17 protein-coding genes and 1 riboswitch are annotated in these 21,889 nt (G+C 70.5%); of the genes, 3 read left to right on the plus strand and 14 right to left on the minus strand.

The annotated features are described in order from the left end of the window. Window positions 1-95: 95 nt before the first annotated feature. The gene (locus OO54_RS34355) at window positions 96-1,484 is read right to left on the minus strand and encodes an NAD(P)/FAD-dependent oxidoreductase (RefSeq protein ID WP_033210415.1); all 1,389 of its coding nucleotides are present in this window, start codon (window positions 1,482-1,484) and stop codon (window positions 96-98) included. Between the two features lie 185 nt (window positions 1,485-1,669). On the opposite strand from OO54_RS34355, the gene OO54_RS34360 reads away from it, so the two are divergent. Continuing rightward, the gene (locus OO54_RS34360) at window positions 1,670-2,059 is read left to right on the plus strand and encodes a hypothetical protein (RefSeq protein WP_033210418.1); all 390 of its coding nucleotides are present in this window, start codon (window positions 1,670-1,672) and stop codon (window positions 2,057-2,059) included. A 65-nt stretch (window positions 2,060-2,124) separates the two neighbouring features. On the opposite strand, the gene OO54_RS34365 is transcribed toward OO54_RS34360, so the two are convergent. The 9 genes from OO54_RS34365 to dhaK all read right to left on the minus strand — a co-directional run bounded on the left by OO54_RS34365 (window position 2,125) and on the right by dhaK (window position 10,167). Then, window positions 2,125-2,661: a PadR family transcriptional regulator gene (locus OO54_RS34365; RefSeq protein WP_033210421.1), complete on the minus strand. Its 537-nt coding sequence runs from the start codon at window positions 2,659-2,661 to the stop codon at window positions 2,125-2,127. Window positions 2,662-2,693: 32 nt separating this feature from the next. Continuing rightward, the gene (locus OO54_RS34370) at window positions 2,694-4,709 is read right to left on the minus strand and encodes an NADPH-dependent 2,4-dienoyl-CoA reductase (RefSeq protein WP_033210423.1); all 2,016 of its coding nucleotides are present in this window, start codon (window positions 4,707-4,709) and stop codon (window positions 2,694-2,696) included. 95 nt (window positions 4,710-4,804) lie between these two features. Continuing rightward, window positions 4,805-5,677, minus strand: coding sequence for an ATP-binding cassette domain-containing protein (locus OO54_RS34375; protein ID WP_033210424.1), 873 nt, complete (start codon window positions 5,675-5,677; stop codon window positions 4,805-4,807). Further along, window positions 5,674-6,423: a cobalt ECF transporter T component CbiQ gene (cbiQ, locus tag OO54_RS34380; RefSeq protein WP_033210426.1), complete on the minus strand. Its 750-nt coding sequence runs from the start codon at window positions 6,421-6,423 to the stop codon at window positions 5,674-5,676. The genes OO54_RS34375 and cbiQ overlap by 4 nt, the downstream gene beginning before the upstream one ends. 6 nt (window positions 6,424-6,429) lie before the next feature. Further along, complete coding sequence (locus OO54_RS34385; protein ID WP_033210486.1) at window positions 6,430-6,927, minus strand: energy-coupling factor ABC transporter substrate-binding protein; 498 nt, start codon at window positions 6,925-6,927, stop codon at window positions 6,430-6,432. Window positions 6,928-6,935: 8 nt separating this feature from the next. Then, complete coding sequence (locus tag OO54_RS34390; RefSeq protein ID WP_017242316.1) at window positions 6,936-7,634, minus strand: energy-coupling factor ABC transporter permease; 699 nt, start codon at window positions 7,632-7,634, stop codon at window positions 6,936-6,938. A 28-nt stretch (window positions 7,635-7,662) separates the two neighbouring features. Continuing rightward, window positions 7,663-7,896: riboswitch (cobalamin riboswitch) on the minus strand. A 51-nt stretch (window positions 7,897-7,947) separates the two neighbouring features. Further along, entirely contained in the window at window positions 7,948-8,376 is a 429-nt protein-coding gene (locus tag OO54_RS34395) for a PTS-dependent dihydroxyacetone kinase phosphotransferase subunit DhaM (protein WP_033210488.1), read from the minus strand. A gap of 140 nt (window positions 8,377-8,516) precedes the next feature. Beyond that, window positions 8,517-9,137: a dihydroxyacetone kinase subunit DhaL gene (gene dhaL, locus OO54_RS34400; RefSeq protein ID WP_017242318.1), complete on the minus strand. Its 621-nt coding sequence runs from the start codon at window positions 9,135-9,137 to the stop codon at window positions 8,517-8,519. A gap of 37 nt (window positions 9,138-9,174) precedes the next feature. Further along, window positions 9,175-10,167, minus strand: a complete 993-nt coding sequence (dhaK, locus tag OO54_RS34405; protein ID WP_033210430.1) for a dihydroxyacetone kinase subunit DhaK — start codon at window positions 10,165-10,167, stop codon at window positions 9,175-9,177. Between the two features lie 402 nt (window positions 10,168-10,569). Here dhaK and OO54_RS47760 point away from each other — a divergent pair, with 402 nt between their 5' ends. Both OO54_RS47760 and OO54_RS34415 read left to right on the plus strand, forming a co-directional pair. Continuing rightward, a complete protein-coding gene (locus OO54_RS47760) occupies window positions 10,570-14,985 on the plus strand; it encodes an ATP-binding protein (protein WP_234439569.1) in 4,416 nt (1,471 codons plus the stop codon). A gap of 367 nt (window positions 14,986-15,352) precedes the next feature. Next, the gene (locus tag OO54_RS34415; protein WP_106970152.1) at window positions 15,353-16,156 is read left to right on the plus strand and encodes a tyrosine-type recombinase/integrase; all 804 of its coding nucleotides are present in this window, start codon (window positions 15,353-15,355) and stop codon (window positions 16,154-16,156) included. 183 nt (window positions 16,157-16,339) lie between these two features. Here OO54_RS34415 and OO54_RS34420 read toward each other — a convergent pair whose 3' ends face one another. The 4 genes from OO54_RS34420 to OO54_RS42650 all read right to left on the minus strand — a co-directional run bounded on the left by OO54_RS34420 (window position 16,340) and on the right by OO54_RS42650 (window position 21,759). Further along, complete coding sequence (locus OO54_RS34420; protein WP_033210433.1) at window positions 16,340-16,894, minus strand: sigma-70 family RNA polymerase sigma factor; 555 nt, start codon at window positions 16,892-16,894, stop codon at window positions 16,340-16,342. 704 nt (window positions 16,895-17,598) lie between these two features. Then, on the minus strand, window positions 17,599-18,645 hold the full coding sequence (locus OO54_RS34425) for a 2-oxoglutarate and iron-dependent oxygenase domain-containing protein (RefSeq protein ID WP_033210435.1): 1,047 nt from the start codon (window positions 18,643-18,645) through the stop codon (window positions 17,599-17,601). A gap of 304 nt (window positions 18,646-18,949) precedes the next feature. Further along, window positions 18,950-19,918: an SCO0930 family lipoprotein gene (locus tag OO54_RS34430; protein WP_033210437.1), complete on the minus strand. Its 969-nt coding sequence runs from the start codon at window positions 19,916-19,918 to the stop codon at window positions 18,950-18,952. A gap of 284 nt (window positions 19,919-20,202) precedes the next feature. Continuing rightward, complete coding sequence (locus OO54_RS42650; protein WP_157856550.1) at window positions 20,203-21,759, minus strand: hypothetical protein; 1,557 nt, start codon at window positions 21,757-21,759, stop codon at window positions 20,203-20,205. Window positions 21,760-21,889: the final 130 nt, after the last annotated feature.

The following is a 21,889-nucleotide window of genomic DNA, read 5'->3' on the forward strand; positions in this document are numbered from 1 at the left end:
CGTACAGTGCTGTCGCGAGGGTTTCGAGGTCTGTCGTCACAAACGGACCAACGAGACCCTCGCTTCATGCGCCCGAAGACTTCGGACTTACTCGTCTAGTTCCGGCTCAGCGGCGGCTCCGCCGGCGTCCCGTGGACCGGGCCGAACAGCACCGCCCGCGCCACCGACGGGGCGAAGAGGGCCGTGAGCGGGGCGGTCAGGGTGAGCGCCGCGCGGAACGGCGCACCCACGACCGGGTCACCCGCGGCCCGCTCCTGCACCCGGCGCAGGTACCAGCCGACCGCCTTGTCGGCGGGGCCGGGGCGCGCCGCGTCGCCCGTGGCGCCGGGCATCTTCTTGTCCGCGCCCGCCGAGATGTCCCAGGCCTGCTTCGAGGCGTCGAGCAGCGCGCGCTGCACCTGCCGGGTCGTCGGGGTGCGCTTCGGGTCGGTGAGCGCCCGGCGCAGCGCCACCGCGGTGAGCGCGGCGACGGCCATGCCCTGGCCGTAGATCGGGTTGAAGGCGCACAGCGCGTCACCGGTGGCCAGGAAGCCGGCCGGCCGGCGGCCCGGACGGTCGTACCGGCGCCGGATGTTGGAGGTCTTGCGGAAGCCGTACACCGGGGAGTCCGGCTCGGCCCGCGCCAGCCAGTCGCTGACCACCGGGTGCGGCAGCCGCTTCGCGTACTCCTCGAACGCGCCCTCGTCGGTGGGCGGTTCGTCGCCCCGCAGTCCGGACAGGGTGACCAGGTGCCGGCCGTCGCCGAGCGGCAGCACGACACCGCCGTACACCTGGTCGGGGCTGGGCACGACGTAGTAGCCGACCGCGTCCGTGCCCGGGACGTCGGCGGGCGAGCGGTAGACCCGGGTGGCGTAGGCGAGTCCGGTGTCGAGGGTCTCCTCGTGCGGCGCCTCCGCGCCGATCCCGGCCAGCCAGTCGGCGGCCTTCGTGGACCGCCCCGACGCGTCCACGACCAGATCGGCCTCCAGGGTACGGGTCTCCTTGTCCGCGCCCGCCCCGCGCTCGCGCAGCCGCACGCCCCGGACGCGCGAGGAGTCTCCGGTCAGGCCCACCGTCTCGGTGCCCTCGACCAGCTCGATCCGCGGGTCGGCCAGCACCCGCTGCCGCACCAGCCACTCCAGCTGGGGCCGCGGACCGGTGTAGAAGTGCGCGGTCGCCGGCGTCCGGCGGAACCACTGGCCGTTCTGCCACTGCACCATGTCCTCGGGGACGCCCACCTTCGGCGCCCCGAGCTCGCCGAGCTCCGCCATGAACCCCGGAAGCAGCTCGTCCAGCGCCTGCTGTCCCCCCGCGATCAGGACGTGCAGGTGCCGCCCCTGCGGAACCCCCGGCCGCGCCTCCTGCCCCTCCGGAAACCGGTCACGCTCGACGACCGTCACCCGCTCCGCGTGCTCGGCCAGCACCCGCGCCGCGAGCAGCCCCGCGAGACTTCCCCCGATCACCACCGCATGACGCGCCACACGGCCCCCCAACTCGTCGGCCATACCCGCCCTTTCCTCTCCATGAACCAGAACTCCCCAGTATCCACGCCCTTACGGACGCCGTCGCCCCGCCTCGCCCGACAGGACACCCTTAGGGTGGGGCCCATGGCATCCGAACGCGCGACGGGCCCCACCGGCTTCAGGTAGCCCGCCAGGAGATCCCTGGCGGTCGTCACCCACGGAGTCGTATGGCACGCACCGCACATCACATCCCGCGCTCCCGCCGCCCGTGGCCCGACGGACGGCTCAAGGGCGAACCCTGGTGTTCCGTCGTCGTCCGGGACCTCAGGTACAGCGCCGACCGCCTCGACGAGGCGGCGCGCGAGCGGACCAGACCCCGGCCCCAGGCGGTCCGCCGGACCGTCGAGTTGCGCACCTGGCCCCGCTTCCAGCGGGACAAGTCCGTCGCGCGCTGGTCCGCGCAGGACGAGCGCAGGGCCCGGCAGCTGCTGCGCGTCCGCATGCGGACGCTGACGCGTCTGGTGAACGGCACCGGCGGGACGATCGCCCGCACGGCCCCGTACACCGTGGACGTGCCGCCGTACCGCCATCGGCGCCTCGCGCTCTGGCTCGCGTAGGACAGGGGCCGCCGATGACGACGGGGGGTCCGGCCGGACGGCGGCCGGGCCCCCCGTCCGTCGTGTCACTCCCCGCCGAGCTCCGCCAGCGCGTGGGTGAGCCATTCGACCCAGAAACGCTCCAGGTCGATGCCGCCGCGGAGGACGAGGTGGCGGAGGCGGTCGGGTTCGGGGCGCGGCTGGGTGGCGGGGAAGTCGCGGGCCTCGATGACGAGGTACTCGTCCAACTGGGCCTGGTGGAGGGCGAGGTGGCGTTCCAGTTCGGCGCGGAGGCCGGTGGAGCCGACCATGGCGGCGGCGCGCATGCGGAGGAGGAGGGAGGAGCGGAGGGGCTTGGGGTCTTCGGAGCGGGCGACCCAGGTGGTGAGTTCGACGAGGCCGGCGGGGAGTACCTCGTACTCCTTCTTCTGTCCCCGGGCGGGGACCGGAGCGGGCAGGGCACGGATGTGCCCCGCCTGCTCCAGCTTGCCCAGTTCGCGGTAGATCTGCTGGTGCGTGGCCGACCAGAAGTAGCCGATCGACTTGTCGAAGCGGCGCGTGAGTTCGAGGCCGGAGGACGGCTTCTCGAGCAGGGCGGTCAGGATCGCGTGCGGGAGGGACATGCTCGCATCCTAGGTTCGGCCGGCCACGGTGATCACAGGGTGGCGGCGAGCCGGGTGCCCTGGTCGATGGCGCGCTTGGCGTCCAGCTCGGCGGCCACGTCGGCGCCGCCGATGAGGTGCGCCGCGCGGCCCGCCGCGACCAGCTCCTCGTACAGGTCCCGCTTCGGCTCCTGGCCGGAGCAGAGGACGACCGTGTCCACCGGCAGCAGCTGCGGCTCCCCGTCGACGGTCAGGTGCAGGCCCTCGTCGTCGATCCGCTCGTAGGACACGCCCGCGACCATGGTGACGCCCCGGTGCTTGAGCTCGGTCCGGTGGATCCAGCCCGTCGTCTTGCCGAGGCCGGCGCCGACCTTGGAGCTCTTGCGCTGGAGCAGGTGCACCTGGCGCGGCGGCGCGTTCCGCTCGGGCGTGCGGAGCCCGCCCCGGTTCTCGTACGAGGTGTCGACGCCCCACTGGCGGAAGTACGTCTCGGGGTCTCGGCTCGCGCCCTCGCCGCCGTCCGTGAGGAACTCCGCGACGTCGAAGCCGATGCCGCCCGCGCCGATGATCGCGACCCGGTCGCCGACGGGTGCGCCGTCGCGCAGCACGTCGAGGTAGCTCACGACGCTCGGGTGGTCGACGCCCGCGATGCCGGGGGTGCGGGGGGAGACGCCGGTGGCGACGACGACCTCGTCGTAGCCGTCCAGGTCGCCGGCCGCGACGGTGGTGTTCAGGCGGACCTCGACCCCGCGCTCGGCGAGCTGGACGCGGAAGTAGCGCAGCGTCTCGTCGAACTCCTCCTTGCCGGGGACCCGCTTGGCGACGTTCAGCTGGCCGCCGATCTCGGCGGCGGCGTCGAAGAGGGTGACGGCGTGGCCGCGCTCGGCAGCCGACACGGCGCAGGCCAGACCGGCCGGGCCCGCGCCGACGACCGCGACGCGCTTGGCGAGGCGGGTGGGGGAGAGGACCAGTTCGGTCTCGTGGCACGCGCGCGGGTTGACCAGGCAGGACGTGATCTTCAGGTTGAAGGTGTGGTCGAGGCAGGCCTGGTTGCAGCCGATGCAGGTGTTGATGGTGTCGGCGCGGTCGGCCGCGGCCTTGGCGACGAAGGCGGGGTCGGCGAGGAACGGCCGGGCCAGCGAGACGAGGTCGGCGCGGCCGTCGGCGAGGATCTCCTCGGCGACCTCGGGCGTGTTGATGCGGTTGCTGGTGACGAGCGGCACGGAGACCGCGCCCATGAGCTTCTTCGTCACCCAGGTGTACGCGCCGCGCGGCACGGAGGTGGCGATGGTCGGGATGCGCGCCTCGTGCCAGCCGATGCCGGTGTTGATGATGGTCGCGCCGGCGGCCTCGATCTCCTTGGCGAGCTGGACGACCTCCTCCAGGGTGGAGCCGCCGGGGACGAGGTCCAGCATGGACAGGCGGTAGACGAGGATGAAGTCCTCGCCGACCCGCTCGCGGATCCGGCGGACGATCTCCAGCGGGAACCGCACGCGGTTCTCGTACGAGCCGCCCCACCGGTCGGTCCGCTGGTTGGTGGCGGCCGCGATGAACTCGTTGATCAGGTAGCCCTCGGACCCCATCACCTCGACGCCGTCGTACCCGGCCTCCCTGGCCAGCTCGGCGCAGCGGGCGTAGTCCTCGACGGTCTGCTCGACCTCGGCGTCGGTCAGCTCGTTCGGTACGAAGGGGCTGATCGGCGCCTTGATCGCGCTGGGGCCGACCAGGCCGGGGTGGTACGCGTACCGGCCGAAGTGCAGGATCTGCATCGCGATCCTGCCGCCTTCGGCGTGCACGGCGTCGGTGATCAGCCGGTGCTCGGCGACCTCGTCGGCGGTGGTCAGCTTGGCCCCGCCGTCCCAGGGGCGCCCGGCCTCGTTCGGGGAGATGCCGCCGGTGACGATCAGCGCGGCGCCGCCCCGTGCCCGCTCCGCGTAGAAGGCGGCCATGCGCTCGAAGCCGTGCTCGGTCTCTTCGAGGCCGACGTGCATCGACCCCATGATCACCCGGTTGGGGAGGGTCGTGAACCCCAGGTCGAGCGGGCTCAGCAGGTGCGGGTACGGGGTCATGGGGGCGCCTCCTCGCGCAGGGTCGTCGCCCTCAGTTCTAGGGGACCCCCGGCCCTTCTGCAACTAGTTGCAGAAGATTGGAGACGTGACATGTACTACTCGGTAACGAAGGCTCCCGTGAAGGCGTCCAGCTCCTCCGGCGTCCGGGGCTCCGCGGCGCCCGCGCCGAGCAGGCCGTGGGCCCGCAGGAGACGGGCCACGGCAGTGCCCCAGGGACGGCGGAGCCGGGCGGCCGCGAGCAGGCCGTCGTCCGCGAGGAGGTCGGCGACCGGACCGGTGTGGAGGCCGGAGGGAGCCAGGACGGCCGCCTCGTCGGCCCAGCGCAGCGCCAGGTCGACGTCGTGTGTCGCCATCACCACGGTCGTGCCGCCCTCCCGGAGCCGCCGAAGGGCGTCGAGGAGCCGCTCCTGACCGTGCGGGTCGAGGCCGGCCGTCGGCTCGTCCATGATCAGGACACGGGGCCGCATCGCCACGGCCCCGGCGATCGCGGCCCGCTTGCGCTGCCCGTACGAGAGCAGGTGCGTCGGCCGGTCCGCGAGCGCCACGATGTCCAGCGCCTCCAGCGCCTCGCTCACCCGCAGCCGTACCTCCTCCTCCGGAAGTCCCAGGTTCATCGGCCCGAACGACACGTCCTGGGCGACCGAGGCGGCGAACAGCTGGTCGTCCGGATCCTGCACCACCAGCTGCACGGTGGTCCGCAGCCGCGTCAGCCCCCGGCGGTCGTACGCCACCTCCGCACCGTCCAGGCGTAGCGACCCGCTCCCGCACCGCAGCCCCCCGCTCAGCAGCCGGAGCAGCGTCGTCTTGCCACTGCCGTTGCGGCCGAGGAGCGCGATCGCCCGCCCCTCCGCCACCGCGAAGTCCACGCCCGACAGGACGGCGGGACCGTCCTCGTAGGCGAAGCCCGCCCCCACCAGCTCCACGACGGGCGTCGAGCCCCGGGCCGTCGTCGGGTCCTGAGACGTCACGGAAGGAACCTTTCCAGTACGAGAGTGAGGGCGACGATCCCGCCGAGCAGCACGCCCGTCGCCACGAGGAAGCGACGCGAGATCCCGCACGCGGGCACCAGCACCCGCAGCGTCCCGTCGTAACCACGCCCCGCGAGACCCGACTGCAGCCGCTGCGCCCGGTCGAAGGCGCGCACGAACGTGGTCGCGCCGAGCCCGGCGAGCGAACGCCAGGTCGCGGCCCGGGAGGTGTGCCCCAGGCGGGCCGCCTGGGCCTGCCGGATCTTGGACAGCGAGTCCAGCAGCAGGAAGATGATCCGGTACATCACGAGCGCCACGTCCACGACCGGCGCCGGCACCCCCGCCCGGACCAGCCGGGGCAGCACGTCCGACACCGGCGTCGTGAACGCGAACAGCAGCACCCCGAGCGAGGCCGCCGCCGTCCGCGACAGCAGCTCGCCCGCGTGCGCCGGGCCGGCGGGCGCGAGCGCCACGAGTCCGCGCGCCCCGCCCACCTCGAACAGCAACGGCACCGCACCGGTGACGCAGAAACCGAGCGGGACCCGGAACGCCCGCCACAACTGACGGCCCGGCACACCGGCCGGCCCCAGCAGCACCACGAGCGTCACCGCCGCCACCAGCACCGCGCCCGGCCACGGCGGCAGACACACCGCGCACAACGTCAGACCGAAGCCGAGCAGCGCCTTCTCGGCGGGATGGCGGGAGCGCCAGCGACTGCTGTGCGCCGCCGCGTCGATGGGCAGCATCGGCGGCTACGCGTCCCGGTCCCGGACGTCACCGGCCGGCCCGCCCGGACCGGCGGCCGACAGGCCGGAGCCCTGGGCGTCGGACCGAGTCGCGCCGGATCCCGGGGCCTCGGGGCTGCCCGGCGAACCGGAGTCCGTACCGCCGGCACGGTCCGTGCGCCCGGCACCATCCGTGAGTCCGGCACCGCCCTCGTCGGCCGCCGCCAGTGCCGCGCCCTGCCGACGGCCGCGTCGCAGACCGAAGTAGTACGCCAGGACGCCCGCGCCCAGGGCCGCCTGGAGGGCGAAGAGCGCGGACTCGATCTCGCCGGACGGCGGCTCGTACAGCGGGCTGAACCAGGGCTCGTAGTCCGGCTGGAGCTCGGTGATGGCGGTCTCCGCCTCCGCGTCCGCCCCGGTGAACGGCTCCTCCTTGTGGTCGCCCAGCCCCAGGACGAGAGGCAGCACCGCGAGCGCGACGACGACGAGCAGCAGCAGGCCGTTGATCTTCGTGTTCCGGCTGATCCTGGTGCTCATCGCGCGACCGCCTCCTCGTGCAGGTCCTTCCCGGCCCGGGGGAGGACGCCCAGCCTGGTCAGATCGCCCTTGCTCGACTGGGTGAGCAGCCGCATCACGAGCACGGTGAGCAGACCCTCGCTCACCGCCAGCGGAATCTGCGTCACCGCGAAGATCCCGCCGAACTTGGCCAGCGCGCCCGGCACACCGCTGCCCGGGTCGGGGAACGCGAGCGCCAACTGCACGCTGGTGACGCAGTACGTGGAAAGGTCGGCGACGAACGCGCCGAAGAAGACGGCGACCATCAGCGGCGTACCGAACCGGCGCAGCAGGCGGTACGTCCCGTACCCCGCCCAGGGCCCGACGATCGCCATCGAGAAGGCGTTCGCGCCGAGCGTGGTCAGTCCGCCGTGGGCGAGCAGCAGGGCCTGGAAGAGCAGGGTGATCGTGCCCAGGACCGCCATGATCGGCGGCCGGAACAGGATCGCGCCCAGACCCGTACCCGTCGGATGGGAACAACTTCCCGTCACCGAAGGCAGCTTGAGCGCCGACAGGACGAACGTGAAGGCGCCGGAGGCGCCGAGCAGCAGGGTGGACTCGGGGTTGGACCGGACCTCGCGGGTGAGCGCGCGGACCCCGTGGACGACGAACGGGGCGGCCGCGACACCCCAGGCGACGGCGTGCGCAGGGGGCAGATACCCCTCGGCTATATGCATGGTCGGGAGACCTCTCCAGCACCTCGTGGATGGACAACGCACCCTGGCCGGTCTCCTGGCTGACGGTCATGCCGTCCGACTCCGCCTTCCCACACCGCGACGGTCTCCCGTCGCGGTCCAGTGGCTTCCCCGAGGGCGTTTCCCGCGGGGATGGAGCCGGACCTCCCGATCACAGTGGCGAGGGCCGCACCGGTATCCCACCGGTTTCCCGTACACCAAGGCCCTGCGACATTAGTGCGTTGACCAGGTACATCACAACACGGTCGCCACCCGGCGCGGCCCCTCCGTCACTCCGCGCACGCGCCCCGAAGGGTCATTCCTTGCGGTAGGCGTACGCCTCCGAGGCCGCCGCCGCCACCGCGTCGAGGTCCCCGCCCGCGCTCGCCGTCACCAGCGCGGCGACCGCGCCCTCGACGAACGGCGCGTCCACCAGTCGGGAGCCCCCCGGTAGTTCGTCACCTTCGGCCAGCAGCGCCTTCACGGTGAGCACGGCACTCCCGAGGTCGACGAGGAGCGCCACCCCGGCGCCCCGGTCCGCCTCCTTCGCCGCCTCGGCGATCAGCTCGGAACTCGTTCCCAGCCCCCCGTCCGGAGTCCCGCCCGCCGGTACGACCGGAGCAAGCTCCCCGCCCCCCGCGAGCCCTCGTGCCAGCTCGGCCACCGCCACCGCCACCGCCGCACTGTGCGACACGAGCACGATGCCGACGAACGCCGCACCACCGGAGGCCGTGTCGGCGTCCACCGCACCACCGGAGGCCGTGTCGGCGTCCACCGCACCGCCGGTGGGCCCGGGCACGTCCACCGCACCGCCGGTGGGCCCGGGCACGTCCACCGCACCGCCGGTGGGCCCGGGCACGTCCACCGCACCGCCGGCCGCCCCGCTCACGACACCCCCTCCGCGCCCGCCGTCTCGGCGAGCGTCGAGAACAGCAGGGCCGACGACGTCGCCCCCGGGTCCTGGTGCCCGACCGACCGTTCACCCAGATAGCTCGCCCTGCCCTTGCGGGCCCGCAAGGGTACGGTCCCGACGGCGCCCTCGTCGGCGGCCGCGCGCGCCGCGCCGAACGACGTCCGCAGGCCCTCCACACCAGGGACCAGCGAGTCCAGCATCGTCTTGTCGCCCACCTGCGCACCGCCGAGCTGGGCCACGGCGGCGACGCCCGCCTCCAGGGCCTCGGCCAGCCGCACCCGGCCGATCGTCTCCTCCTCGCCCAGGGCCTTGCCGGCGCGGCGAAGCAGCGTGCCGTACAACGGTCCCGACGCGCCGCCGACCGTGGAGATGAGGTGACGTCCGGCGGTCGTGAGCACGGCGCCGGGCGTCACCGGCGGCTCCTTCGCCAGCGTCTCCGTCACGGCGGCGAAGCCGCGCTTCAGATTGGCGCCGTGGTCGGCGTCGCCGATCGCGGAGTCCAGCTCGGTCAACCGGTCCGCCTCCCGGTCGACGGTCTCGGCGACCGCTGCCAGCCAGCGCACGAGGAACTCCGCCCCGAACGTCTCCGTCATGCCGCCTCCCTCATCCCCTCGCGTCCCCATCCCCGCCTCACCGGCCCCAGCGCAGGGCGGGCGTCTGCACCGGCGCGTCCCACAGCCGCAGCAGCTCCTCGTCCACCTCGCACAGGGTCACCGAGCAGCCGGCCATGTCGAGCGAGGTCACGTAGTTCCCGACCAGTGTCCGCGCCACCGGCACGCCCCGCTCGCCGAGCACCCGCTGCACCTCCGCGTTGAACCCGTACAACTCCAGGAGAGGTGTGCCGCCCATGCCGTTGACCAGCGCGATCACCGGCCCCGTAGGGTCCAGGTCCTCGACGACCGCGTTCACGGCGTAGTCCGCGATCTCCCGCGAGGTCATCATCGCCCGCCGTTCGCGGCCCGGCTCCCCGTGGATGCCGACGCCCAACTCCAGTTCCCCCGGCGGGAGGTCGAACGTCGGACTGCCCTTGGCGGGCGTCGTGCACGCGCTCAGCGCCACCCCGAACGACCGTGACCGTTCGTTCACCCGCCGGGCGATCGCCTCCACCCGCTCCAGCGGAGCCCCCTCCTCCGCGGCGGCGCCCGCGATCTTCTCCACGAACAGCGTCCCCCCGGTCCCGCGTCGCCCGGCCGTGTACAGGCTGTCCGTCACCGCCACGTCGTCGTCGACCAGCACCTTCGCGACCTGGATGCCCTCGTCCTCCGCCAGCTCCGCCGCCATCTCGAAGTTCAGCACGTCACCGGTGTAGTTCTTCACCACGAACAGCACCCCGGCCCCACTGTCCACGGCCGCCGCCGCCCGCACCATCTGATCCGGCACCGGCGACGTGAACACCTCCCCGGGGCACGCCGCCGTCAGCATCCCCGGCCCCACGAACCCCCCGTGCAACGGCTCGTGCCCCGAACCGCCCCCGGACACCAACGCCACCTTCCCCGCCACGGGCGCGTCCCGTCTCACCACCACCCGCCGCTCCACATCCACCGTCAACTCGGGATGCGCCGCCGCCATCCCCCGCAGCGCATCCGCGACGACGGTCTCCGGAACGTTGATCAGCATCCTCACGGGTACCTCCTGGTGAGACTAGCAAGCATGTGACTGAACAGGATTTTTGCAGGTCAGACTGGGTGAGGCGGGTTATTGATCTCGGCGATTCATGGCGCCTGGCGGCGGTTTCGTGCGGTACTGATGCTGACCAGTTGCTGACTTCCCTGACTGCCCGTCAGGTTCGGTTGGCGCTGCGCGCTCTTTGCACTTGTGCATGATGGAGCAATTATCGGCGCGGGGGGCGCGCTCGCGCACCGGTGCGTCGCGGGTGGAAGCGGCTGATTCCGTGCCGACAGGCTTCGTGCTATGCCTCGATGCATGTTCGTCACGCAGGCCACAAGTGAGCGGCAGGCCATACTGTTTGTAGCTGTGGGCTCCTGGTGAGGAGTCCGTTGCGGCGTCCTGGGGAAGTGATGCGCGATGGGGCTGTCGGGCGGGGCGGCGGATAAAGCGGGTAACCGGTACGAGAACTGGTGGACCGCGCTGAAAGTGGCGGACCTCCTGCGCGGAGCGGCCTCACGGATTCGTCTCGAGCCTCCGGGGCAGGCAGGCGAGGGCATCGAATTCCAGCTCGTGGCCAAAGGGGAGACCTGGTGCGATCAAGTGAAGGACGTGGCTTCGAGAGGGCCCTGGACGCTGAAGGCTGCGTCAGCTCTTCTCGCATCCGTCTCCGGCCACCTGGTGGCCGGTAGGAACGTGCGGTTCGTTCTCTCGACCGGAGCGCCTAGACTGCACGACCTCACCGTCCGTGCGAGGGCCACTGTCACCCTCGCCGAGTTCGAAGAGATTCTTACCGTCGCCCAAGGGGGCGACTTCACGGTCCTATGTGATGCTTGGACCGACGTTGGCCGCCCCGTATCCCAGGAGACCGCCTGGCGCTACCTCCGGTCCGTGTATGTGGAGCACCACCCGCCGGAGAACCTACGCCAGTTGGTCCACCTCACTTACGAGCAACTGTTCGTAGGGAATCCTGAGGAGATCGTCAGGCAGCTGAGCGGATACCTGGACGACAACCTGCACAAGTGGCTCACCGGATCGGAGATCCGTAACCACTTGCTCTCTCTTGACGGAGTTCGTCCCCGGCTGTTGGCCGGGGACAGCAATACGCTCAATGCCCTGGCGGAGACCAAGGACGGGTTCCTGCGGCGCGTGCGTGGTACGGCGCCCGTCCTCGGGCTGGCCGCCCGTCCTCACGTCGACGAGCTGTACGGCCGGTTGGTGGCGGAGGAGGGTCCGCAGATCGTGCTGTGCGAGGGACGGGCGGGCTCGGGTAAGTCGACGGTTGCTGTGGAGGTAATGGAACGGCTCGCAGGCCACGGGTGGCCGATCGCCGCTGTCCGTATGGATCAAGCCGATCTGTCGGTGCGAACGGCAAGAGACCTCGGCGCCATGATGAATCTGCCGGATTCGCCCGGGATCCTCCTTCCCGGAGTTGCCGATGGAAGGCCAGGGCTCTTCGTCATCGACCAACTGGACGCTGTGAGTCTGTACAGCGGTCGCATGGCGGATGTTTTCGAGGCTGTCGAAGGTGTTCTCGCTCAACTCTCGGTTGCGCCGAACATCAAGGTGCTCTTGGTGGCCCGCACCGTCGACATCGAACAGGACGGCAGGCTCAGCAGACTGTTCACGACGGATGCACGAGTGGTGAGATTCCCGGTGGGGGAGCTGACCGAAGAGTCGGTGCGCGCGGTACTCACCGCGAGTGGGAACGATCCCGACAGCCTGAGCCCGGTGACCCTGGAGCTGCTGCGCACCCCTCTGCACCTGGCGGTCTTCAGCACGCTCCCCCCTGCCTCCCGCGCAGTGTCCTACCGAACCTTGCAGCAGCTCTACGGCAGTTACACCAAGGAGGTGCGCAGATGTGTCGGAGTCCGTAGGGAACGCTTCGACTGGCAGGGCATCACCGGCGCTCTGTGTGCCTTCATGAGCGAACGGGAGATTCTGCAGGCGCCTCTCGCTCTCCTCGACAGCTATGCGCTGGAGGACGTCGAGGCCTTGAAGTCGCAGGGGGTCCTGGTGGGCGACGAGGAACACATCGGCTTCTTCCACGAGACCTACTTCGACTACCTCTTCGCCCGGTCTTTCCTCACCACAGGAAGGGACGTCCACGACTTCCTGGCCGGCTCCGGACAGCATCTCTTCAGACGGGCGCAGACCCGCCAGGTCCTTGAGCACCTCGCCGGCACGGACCGCGACCGGTTCCGTGAGACCACGGCACGGCTGCTCGGCTCCACCCGGATCCGTTCTCACCTGCACGATGTGATCACCACTGTCCTCGGACAGCGTGACGCGACCTCGCCGGACTGGCTGGCCATCGAGCCGTTCGCCTGGGCCGCGGGCCCGGCGGCGCGTAAGGTGCGCCGGTTGCTTGCTCTGCCGGCCTGGTTCGATGCCGCTGATCACGATGGAAGGTGGGAACGCTGGCTGGGCGCCGCCGAGACAGTCGATGCCGCGTTCGCCGAACTGCTCATCGCGGCGCGGCACAGGCCGGAGCGGGCGACGGAGCTGGTGCGCCCCCATATCGGCACCACACCTGAGTGGCGACAACGTCTCCTCGCGCTCATGGAATGGTCCCTCACCCCAGGCCTTGTCAACTTGGCCGTCGACCTGATCCAGAGCGGGCAGGCTGACGAGGCACGCGGTCCCCTCGCGAACAACAGCGACTTCTGGTCCCTGCTCTACAGCCTCTCCGAGACCGCCCCCGTTCGGGCAGCCAGGCTCGTCGGCGCCTACCTCGATCGGGCATGGACCCAGGAGCTTCCGGCCGGCCCCAACAAGCTATTCGGGGGTGAGTACCTTTCTGCCCACTCGCAGACCGCCTCCGCCGTCCTGTCCCGGATCGCCGAGGCCGCGCCCAAGCCCTATGTGGACAACATCCTGTCCTTTGTGCTCCGCACCGCCGAATCCGACGAAGCCTCCGATGAGGGGTCAGGCAATCGGTGGTTGTATCAACAATGGGGCGGCAGCAGTGTCAGTGCCGAGCTGCTCTCGGCCCTCGACACCGCCTTGCGTGCCCTGCCCGCTGCCGACCCGGCCGCCGCGGGCGACGCCCTGACGAGACTGAGCGGATCGACAACGGAGATCGCACGCTTCCTGGCCTGCCGCCTGTACACCGTCCTGGGGGCGGCTGACGAGGCGCTCGACTGGCTCTGCAGCGACCAGCGAAACCTCCATCTGGGCTGGGTGGACAGTTCCCGCTGGGCGTCCCGTGAACTCATCGCGGCCGCCACGGTCGACTGCGCCGCCGACACCCTTGTCCGCCTGGCTGACGTGCTCTTCGGGTACTACCCGTCGACGGAGCAGCGCCGAAGAGTGAAGGGCGGCCCCAGTCGTTGCGGCTGGGGCCAGTACGAACTGCTGTCGGCGATCGACCCTGCTCGTCGCAGCGACAGGGTTCGACGGAGGCTCGACGAGCTGGAACGGAGGTTCCCCGAAGTCACCCCCTCCCCGCCCTCGGGGGTCGTCACCGCGTGGGTCACTTCTCCGATCAGCGACCGTGCAGCGGCTCACATGACCGACGCACAATGGCGCCGGGCTCTGGAGAAGTACGCCAAGCCCCAGGCCGAGCGGTCGTGGCCGCCTCAGGGCGGCGCGCGCGAACTCGCCGACACGCTGCGCACCCGAGCAGGACAGGAGCCCTCGCGCTTCGCCGCCTTCGCCCTGACCCTCGGACCTGACATGCCCGGGGCGTATCTGTGCGCGATCGTCGAAGCAGCCGCACCCCATCTGGACACCGAGACATGGGAAGAGCTGGTCCTCCACACCCACCGGACTCTCGGTGAAGAGGCAGCCTTCACGGTGTGCCGTGCGCTCCAGGCCACGCCCGGACACTTCACCTCCATCCAGCTCCCCATCCTCGCAAGCTACGCGGCGGCCTCCAGCCCGGAGCGGGACACCCGAGGCCTGGACGAAGAAGGCACCCGCACCGATCTGCTGACCGCAGGTCTGAACGCCACCCGGGGCCAGGCAGCCATCACGTGCGCGACCCTCCTCTTCCACGACGCCCGCCACCTGTCCGGACTCAGACCCCTCACCTTCCGACTCGCCGCCGACCCCGTACTCGCCGTCCGCGTGTGCGCCGCCGAAGCCGTCCGCGCCTTGATGAACCACGATTCACAAACCGCACTCGACGCGGCGGACCAGCTGATGACGCACCAGGACCTCAACATCCACAACGCGCACACGACCCAGCGCCTACTCACCGGAGCTCTGGCCCGGGACCCCTCGCGATTCGCCCCCCACCTTGAAGCGGCCCTCCATGGTCCACGGCAGACGATGGAGCTCGCCGGACAGACCTGGGCCGTGGTGACGCTCCAAGGAAATGCCACACCGGACTTGCCCACCACGGTGCTGCAGCTGGGCACCATGGCCCGCCGTGGCGCAGCCACGATCTTCGCCAGCAACCCTGACCACTACACACGTCTCCTGCCTCTGCTCGATGATGAGGACGAAGAGGTTCGCAACAATGCATCGGCCGTGATGAGGCACGCCTTCGATCTGCTTCCCTCCCAGGCCGACGAGCTTGTCCAGACGTTCATCGCCAGCAAGGCTTCCGCCGGCAACCTGGGGGAACTCGCCTTCGCACTCCACGACCCGGCAGGCCCCCTCCCGCCAGCGGCTTTGGACGCCTGCGAGCACATCGTGGGCCGGGCGGCCGCCGATCTGGCCGACATCCGAACCCGCCATGCGGCTGACGGGCGCTACGTGGTGACGGCGGTCTTGCGGCTGTACCGCCAAAGCCCGCCCTCCATGCGCAGCCGCTGCCTGGACATCATCGACGCCCTCTCCCGGGCCGACGTCCCAGGTCTTCACGCGGCGCTGGAAGGCGAACGCTGACCTCACGGCCACGTGCTTGATTGTCTGATGCCCGGAAGGGGCGATGGCCACCGAGGCCGGGCTCGAAACCACGACCGACCACCGCTCGCTTATTCTGTCCCGCTGCCGCCGAGCAGCTCGGGGACCTTGCACCCTCCACAGACTTCCCTCTTCGGCATAGGCTGCGCACTCTGTTCAAGTCCAAGATCTGACTATTCGGCGTTGCCGCAGGTCAGGGGCATCATGTGCCCTCCTCAGGTCAGCAAACGGTCAGCATGCGCCCCAGATGTGTCCCCGCTTGCTGACCTGCGACCGACAGTGCGGCGCCTGAGCAGGTTCTTGGGCTGGAACGGATGTTGCGTACATGGCCCGACAGCTTGCCCGCGGCATGGGTTCCTTCTTCAAGGACTGCGGCTGTGCCAAGCCCACCCGCTGCCCTCACCCGTACTCGATCCGGTTCCGTGATGCGTTGGGCAAGCAGCGCGAGGAGTCCGGTTACGGCACGCAGGACTGGCACGTCGACAGCTCGATCAACGTGCACATCGTCCCGCGCCTGGGATCGCGGAAACTGAACTCGGTCACACCGATCGTGGTCGAGCGGTTCCTGGACGAGACGGAGAGCGACGGGGTCGGCCGCGGGAACCAGGTGAACATCTTCCGGGTCCTCAAGACCATCCTGCGCGACGCCTATGACAAGGGCGCCATGGCGGACGACCCGGTGAAGGGCGTCCAGGAACCGGAATACGTTCGAGGAATGGTCGTCATACCCTCCCTCGACTACGTGACGAAAGCGCTGGCCGTTGCCGATGAGGACCTCGCACTGGAGATCGTCATGATGGCGGGATGCGGCCTGCGAAGCGGCGAGGCGCGGGCGGTGAACGTCAACAACGTCGTAGCGCAGGACGTCTACCTGCTGCGCGGTCCGGGCGGCTACTTCACCGAAGGTATGGAGCGACGGCGGGTGAAGAAGCTCTTCGCGGACCTCCCGCCGGAAGAAGGGGTCGGGATGTACGGCTTCCGGCACTACTTCGCCTCGAACGTCCTCGGCAGCGGCATCCCCATCACCGACGTGGCGGAATGGATGGGACACAAGTCCATCGAGGAGACGTACCGCACGTACCGGCACCTGATGCCGGGCAGCATCACCAAGGCCGCCCGGATCCTGGACGCCGGCCTCTGGGAAGCGGCCTGATTCGTCCCGGCGCGTATCGGATCCTCAGTATCGGACGAAGGCGACCTCTCAGGCCTGGAGTCAGGCACACGGGTCCGCTTCGGTAGGGCGCGTGGGAGGTGATCACGCCGCCCCGGCGGCCGATTCCGTGCCGTGGAGCGATGGCCCCTCGCGCCGACTGCGAGGCTGTCCGGGACGTCACGGTCAGCCCATCTCGCCGTAGTCCTTCAGGGCTTTTCGGAGCGCACGCAGTGCGTAGTACGTACGGGATTTCACAGTTCCCGGCGGTATTTCAAGGACATCGGCAGCCTCTTGCACCGACAGCCCCCGGAAGTAGACCTCGATCAGCACGGCGCGGTGTTCGCGGCTGAGCTCTTTCAGGGCGTCACGGACGTCGAGGACTTCGATCGAGGGTTCGATCGGGTCTTCCACGTGTATGGCCGAGCTCTCCAACACGACGTCCGTCACCTCCTTGGCCCGGGAAAGTCGCGCCCGGCGCGCGTCGATGGCCAGCCGACGAGCCACGGTGAACAGCCAAGGACGCATGGACGCGTGGTCGGTGTCCATGGCCTCGGGATGGCGCCACGCACGGATCATCGTTTCCTGCATCAGGTCCTCGGCGCGCTGCCTGTCGCCGTAGGTCAGGCCCAGAAGAAACCCGAAGAGGGCACGGCCGTGCTCCTCATGGAGTTGCGCCAGGGCTTCCTCGCTGGCGCGTGCTGCGCGAGTGGTGGCCTGTCCGGGTGCGACTGTGGTCACGGGCTGACGCTCCTTCACTGAGGTGCCGGGAGTGCTCGTACGCCTGCTGTGTGTGACCAGGTTGGCGCCGGTGCGCGCAGGTGGACATCCGCCATGTGGCGGAGTTGGCGCAGGCCGTCGACCAGCGGTTCAGCGGCGTTCGGGGACCGTTCGGCGCAAAGTCGAGGAATCCTGTGACGGCCATGAACCAGAGCGCCCGGCCGCACGTGCTCACAGGAGGCCGTCCCGCCCCTGACGCGATGGAACCGCGCACGCGATGGAGAGCCGACCGGTCAGGGGTATGGGTGCCGGCTCTCACGCACGCCACAGGGTGCGGGTCCTGTTCCCCCTGAACACGGCTGAGCGGCTGTTCCGTTCGCCCTAGGGAAAATCCCCCGTAGGGCGAACGGAACAGCCGCTCAGCCGTGTTCGCAGGACGCTCGGGACACACTGCGCCGTCGAGGCCGGCACCGCAGCGTCATCCGCCGGCACGGCCTGCTCCGAGAGTGGTTCATCGGTCCGCAGAAGAAGACGAAGGTCTTCCCCGCCCGAGCGCAGGCGCTCGAAGCCGCGCTCGACCACTTGTCGGAGGGGCGTCGACGGCAGGAGTGGGCGGGTGGGTGGCGGCGATCGCGGGCACGTAGTGAACGCGATCTACGCGCCGCTCCCGCCGCTCGACGGTTCCCCAGGTGATGCCACGAAGTACTGTTGGCGGACCGGGACCCTCAGGTGCTCAGGGCCTTGACCCGCAGTTCTTCCAGGACGGCGAGCCGGTTCTCGTCGTGAATCCTTCGGGTGGTGACACGTTCTGGGTAGCACCGCATGAACATGTTCGTGAAGTGCGTTCCGTAGTGGAGGTGCTCGTCGCGGTCCGATTCCCCCAGCGGCCGGGCGACGGCCTGGAAGTTCGGCTCGTGGAAGTACGCCACGGCGAACCGCTCACGTTGCGCCAGCCGTACTTTGTGGGGCGTCGCCAGCAGGCCTCCACCGGTCATGAACTGCATGATGTCGCCGGGGAAGACGGTCAGGACGTTCGGGACCGGCTCGACGTACCTCCACGCCTCGTCCGTCTCGTTCACGCCCGCGGCGCTCTCCTCCCGCAGCCAGTTGCGGTTGCGCTGCTCGCCGACCACCGGCGGGCGGATGTAGAGACCACCGACATCGTCCTGGGTGGCGATGACCAGCAGCCCGTAGTCGGTGTGCGCGCCGATGCCCCGCGCCGCGTTGCTCGCGGTCTCGGCCGGAAAGCGCAGGACCCGCATGTGGTGCCAGCCGTCATCGGTCAGCTTGTCGAAGGCGTCGATGTCCTCCAGACCCAGCCCGAGCGCGGTGAGCCGTAGCAGCTTGTGGCCGACAGCGCCCAACCCGTCCATGTACGCCCGCATGGCCCGCCGGTACTCCTGGTCCGGCCACGGCACCGGGCCGTGGCAGGGCCAGCTCTCCGTGCAGCGGACGTCGTCGGGCTGGATGTCCTTGCACACGGTGAACGTCTCGGAGTAGTCGGCCTCGCCTGCGGTGACCTCCTCTCCCGAGGAGATGTAGCCGCTGTAGGTCACGTCGCTGACGTGCCGGGACTTCCACTCCCGCGGCCGGCTGAAGAACCGCTTACTGGCCGTGTAGGCGCCACGGATCGCGCTGCGCATCTCAGGGGTGGTGGCGACCTGGAAGATCCCGCCCGTCTGCCAGGCACTGATCATTTCCCTGCCCAGTGAGGAGTCGGCATCCGTACCGGTGACGGCGTCGGGTACCTGGAAGGTCCGCAGATCGGTCATGCGTTGTCCTCCTTGTCGGAGGACCGCGTCGGCTGAGGTCCCCCTCGTAGCGTGAGTCCGTGACAGCACGGGGGTGTCGGTCGTCACGGCGGAGAAGCGTCACACGTTCACGTCGGAGTGGCGTGAGGGGGCGGTGCGCATCGTGACGGAGACCGGGAAGCCGGTTCCCCGAGGGGCGGAGGACCCAGGGATCGACGATGCGGGCAGGATTCCGCCGTGACGGAATCCTGCCCGCTACACTCCTGCCGCTCGACGTTTCCCCGGGTCACGCCACGACGTACTGCTGGAGCATTGGTCGTGTCCGCTACTGGGGAGCACCGACCAGTTTTCCCTCGGGTGACACGGCGTACCAGACGCCGCCGACACCCTGCCCCGTGGTGTCGCCGGGCTTGGTGTCGGCCGCGAAGGTGTAGATCGGCCAGCAGTCGATGGTCTGCTGGGGGATGCCGTCCGGCCGGTCGAGGACCAGGAAGTTCTTGAGCGTGATGCCCTTCAGACCGGTCTTGTTCACGGGGCCCACCACGGGCCAGTTCGTCAGGCAGTCACCGGTGCAATTCGATTTCATGGGCCACCGGACGTCCTTGGTGAAGCGGTAGACCGTCATCCCCTGGGCGTTGACCACGATGGGCCCCAGCTTGGGGTCCTGACGGACGGCGAGGCCGGCGGTGGACTGCTCGGGGGCGGGTGTCGACGGGGCCGGGGCGGCCGGGGCCGGCGGGGCCGATCCGGTGTCGGGCGGTCCGCTCGGGGCAGCGGTCCGGGCGGCGGCGCCCTGCGCCTTACCGCCCTCCGGAGTGACGGCGAACCAGACGCCGCCGACTCCCTGGCCCTTGATGTCCTTGGGCTTGGTGTCCTGGGCGAAGCGGTACACCGGCCAGCCCGCCACGGTGAGTTGCTTGGTTCCGTCGCTGCGGGTCACCTGGCCGATCAGCTTCGCGTCGACGCCGGTGGAGACTGTGGCATCGCCGGCCGGCACGGGCGGCCAGGCTGTGGCGCACTGGTTGTCGCAGCGGGACTTCGACGGGAGCGCGGTGTCCTTGTCGAACCGGTAGAGGGTGAATCCGGCTCCATCCGTCAGCACCTTGCCGAATTGCTCGTGGGGCCAGACGCTCAGCTGACCAGCGGGCCGGGTGTTCGGCTTGGCCGCGGGAGCCGCCGCGCCGGACTGCGTGACAGTGTCCGGCCCGTCCTTCTCGCCCCCGCTGCCGCAGCCGGCCGTCACCAGAAGCGCTGATGCGGCCATCATGACCGAGGCGACGCGTGCCATTCTCATATCCGCCTACTCCAATATTCGAGGGGCCGTCAGAAGCTGTTTCAGCAAGGCACGGTCTTGGAGTGCCGCTCGTTCATCCGGCGGGGTAGCGACCTGCGATCGGGCCCGGGTCGGCGTGACCCGACGCCGGCACGTGGTGACCGAGGCTTCCGGATCTGGAGGTGAGCCCACGGTCTTCCAGCCGTGCCGGGACGGCTGGGTGCGGGGCGCGCCATGGGCAGGGAAGTCGTTCGTGGCGCCGCGTGGCAGGGCCCGAGCGAGCATGCGTGCGGGACGGCGGGGGCTCAGGCGTCCGTATCTCCCGCCGACACGTTCAGCGTCCATGCGGCGCCTTCGAGGCCGCCGAGGACCACGAGCACGGTCTGACCGGGACCGTTCAGCAGGTCGTCGACGGCCGTCCGGTCGGCGTCGGTCTCCGGGGCGCAGAACACGAACTCGAAGGGCGGGTCGACCTCTTCGGCCCGCCGCTCGACCAGCTCGGCCATCGTGCCGAGGGTCTCGATGCCCGTGAGGCCCTCGGCCAGCCCGCGCAGCGGACCGAGCGCGGTCGCGCAGGAATGTTCGAGCACGGAGCTCGCGCTGAGCTGGAGAACGATGGACTCCATCAGCCGTCGGGCGGCTGCCCGGTCACCCCGCACGACCACGGGGCCGGGGGCCTGCGCCAGGTCGAGGAAGAGGCAGCCCGACCCTTCGGCCGCGCCGAGGCAGACGAACGCGGCGCCGCCATCGGGTACGTCGTACGGGACGGGCATCCAGGCGATGGCTGTTTCCTGCTGGGTCGGATGCCCGGTGGACAGACTGATGTCGACGAGGTCGTCGCCGAAAGAGACCTGGAAGGTGTGCGGCGACGCGACGCTCCGGGCGGGAGGGCGGTGACGATCCGCCTCCCGGTCATCGGCGGGGCGGGACCGGGAGAGTCTGGTGGCGGGGCCAGGTGCCGGCCGAGCGGGAGAGCCTGCCACGGTCACCGCCGAGCGGCGGAGGGGCGCGGCGGGCGCGGTGGCGGGTGCCGCTCCGGACGCTGTGCCGGCCACCTCGGTCTCCGGTGTCCGGTCCACCTTCGGCCGTGGCGTCGGGGAGGCGGTGCGCGGCGCGACGGAGCGCGGAGCGCGGACCGGGGTGACGGGAGGAACTGCGGTCGTGGTCGGCCAGGTGCGGCCTTCGAGCGTCGACTCGGCGGGGACCGGCGTGGCCGTCGCCGAGGTCAGGGGCGCGACGCCGGCGGGCATGGGGGCGCGGCGGGAACCCGCGCGGCGGCGCATGACGAGGGTGCCGACGCCGGCGCCGGCGACGAGGGCGCCTCCCGCGCCGATCGCGAGCGTCAGAGCGCTCGAGTCCTGGCCTGTGGGTGTGGCGGTGGCGCCCGTCGCCGCCGGTACCTGGGTCGCGGGGGCCTGGACGGGCGGTGGCGTGGCGGGTGCCACGGTGACGACGCCTGGCTTGGGCAGTGGCCCTTCCTGTACGCCCGGCCCCTTGGCGTCCGGGGGCAGCTGGAGGATCCAGCCCGGGGCGATGCTGGTGGCGTTCCGCATGATCGCACCGCCCGGCTGAGCATGGCCCTTGTTCAGGAGGAAGATCTCGTTGTACCGATTTCCGTCGCCGAGGACCTTCTCCGCGATCGAGAAGAGGAACTCCGGCTCGCCGTTGGCCTGAGTCGTCACCACGTAGTACTTGACCTTCTCGCCCTCGGCTGCCGGCGCGAGGGCCACGGAGAGTGGGACGGAGGCGGCCGCGGCGGGAGGTGCGCCGCCTGCCGCGAGCGCGAATACCACGACCGCTGCGGCGACCGTGCCCGCCGCGGGGAGTGCCGCGGCCCGTGCCGTATGCCGGAAGGAAGTCATCTTCGTGTCCACCTCGTGACCGTCATGTGCCCTCGTGACGTCGCCCTGGTTGGGCTTCTGCTTCTCGCACGCACGGGGCGAGGACGGGGTTCGACGTCCGGCCGGGGAAACCGGCCGGACGTCCGCGGAT

The sequence above is a fragment of the Streptomyces wedmorensis genome, from assembly GCF_000716445.1.
In the GTDB taxonomy this organism is placed as follows: Bacteria; Actinomycetota; Actinomycetes; order Streptomycetales; family Streptomycetaceae; genus Streptomyces; species Streptomyces wedmorensis.